This is a genomic window from Nakamurella sp. (genome assembly GCF_048594475.1).
Taxonomy (GTDB): Bacteria; Actinomycetota; Actinomycetes; order Mycobacteriales; family Nakamurellaceae; genus Nakamurella.
Genome location: NZ_JBMDXT010000438.1, coordinates 1 through 1,834 on the forward strand (window position 1 = coordinate 1; position 1,834 = coordinate 1,834).

A 1,834-nucleotide genomic window follows, 5' to 3' on the forward strand; every position below is an offset into this window, starting at 1 on the left:
GGCGCCGGGCACTTCGTCAAGATGGTCCACAACGGCATCGAGTACGGCATCATGCAGGCCTACGGCGAAGGCTACGAGCTGATGAAGGCCGTCGACTGGGTGACCGACCCGGACGCGGTGATGGCCTCGTGGCAGCACGGCACGGTCATCCGGTCGTGGCTGCTCGACCTGCTGGTCCGCGCGTTGGACCAGGACCCGGGGCTGGGCACGATCCGCGGGTACGCGCAGGACTCCGGCGAGGGCCGCTGGACCATCGAGGCGGCGATCGAGAACGCGGTGCCGATGCCGGTCATCACCGCGGCCCTGTTCGCCCGGTTCGCGTCCCGGCAGACCGACTCGCCGACCATGAAGGTCGTGGCCGCTCTGCGTAACCAGTTCGGTGGGCACCCGGTCGGCCAGGAGGGGTCCGACGCCGCGGTGCCGATCGCCTGACGTGCCCCGGTTCGCCCCGCCGCCCCGCGGTCGCCGCCGCGCGGGTGGGCCCGGCCGGACCCCGGACCGCTGAATGTTCGTCCGGCACCTGCAGCTGAGCGACTACCGGTCGTGGGGCTCGGCGCACGTCCCGCTCACGCCGGGGGTCAACGTCCTGGTCGGCCGGAACGGCACCGGGAAGACGAATTTGATGGAGGCCCTGGGGTACCTGGCCACCCTGGGATCGCACCGCGTGGCCACCGATGCACCCCTGGTCCGCTCCGGTGCGGCCCGCGCGATCGTCCGGGCCGCGGTCGTCTCGGCCGGGCGGGAACTGCTGCTCGAGGTCGAGATCGCCCGCGACCGGCGCAACACGGCCCGGATCAACCGCGCGCCGCTGACCCGCCCCCGGGATCTGCTCGGGGTTCTGCGGACCGTGCTGTTCGCGCCCGAGGACCTGGCCCTGGTCCGCGGCGATCCGACCGAGCGTCGGCGCTTCCTGGACGAGGTGTTGATCATGCGGGCCCCCCGGCTGGCCGGGGTGCGGGCCGACTACGACCGGGTGCTCAAGCAGCGCAATGCGCTGCTCAAGAGTGCCGGCGCGGCCCGCCGCGGCGGTGACCTGTCCACCCTGGACGCCTGGGACGAGCACTTGGTCGCCGCCGGTGCGGAACTGGTGCATGCCCGGCTGGCGCTGGTCGCCCAGCTGCGGCCGGCGGTCGCGCAGGCCTACGCCGACGTCGCGGGGGCCGACCAGCTGGTCGACCTGGCCTACCGGTCCACGATCCCGACGGGGCCGCCGGCGGTCACCGGGCCCGGTGGGCCGGCCGACCGGCCGGTCGACCCGGACCCGGATCCGGCCGCGGTGCCGGACCGCGCGGATCTGGCTGCCGCGATGCTCGCCGAACTGGGCCGGATGAGGCCCCGGGAACTGGAGCGGGGCATCTCGCTCGTCGGCCCGCACCGGGACGACCTGGACCTGCTCCTGCGGGGCGACCCGGCCAAGGGCTACGCCTCGCACGGCGAGTCCTGGTCGTTCGCGTTGGCGCTGCGGCTGGCCTCGTTCGCGCTGCTCCGGGCGGACGGGGTGGACCCGGTCCTGATCCTGGACGACGTCTTCGCCGAGCTGGACGCCGGGCGGCGAGGCCGGCTGGCCGGCCTGGTCGCCGGTGCGGAACAGGTGCTGATCACCGCCGCCGTCGGCTCCGACGTGCCCGCCGAGCTCGGCGGCACGCGGCTGGCGGTGGCCGACGGCTCGGTCACCCCGGCCTGACCCACCCCGCCGGCTCGCGCGCTTCCAGGGTGCCGACACTGTCCTCAACCGCGGGGAATGAGGACGGCTTCTGCACACTCGACGGGCTGTGGCCGCGGCCGGCAGGCCCGGGGAACAATGGCCGGATGCCCGACGACTCCACCCCGCCCG

At 74.5% G+C, this 1,834-nt stretch carries 1 protein-coding gene and 1 pseudogene; both read left to right on the plus strand.

The window, feature by feature from the left end; translation table 11 throughout:
- Nucleotides 1-432 (plus strand): annotated as a pseudogene (locus ACOJUF_RS19815) (6-phosphogluconate dehydrogenase); the annotation flags it as partial.
- A gap of 73 nt (nt 433-505) precedes the next feature.
- Nucleotides 506-1,684: a DNA replication/repair protein RecF gene (gene recF / locus ACOJUF_RS19820; protein ID WP_420123539.1), complete on the plus strand. Its 1,179-nt coding sequence runs from the start codon at nt 506-508 to the stop codon at nt 1,682-1,684.
- The last annotated feature ends 150 nt before the right edge of the window (nt 1,685-1,834 follow it).

Bases quoted from the DNA above. Each gene is read 5' to 3' on its own strand.
- recF (WP_420123539.1), top strand. From the start codon at position 506: ATGTTCGTCCGGCACCTGCAGCTGAGCGACTACCGGTCGTGGGGCTCG.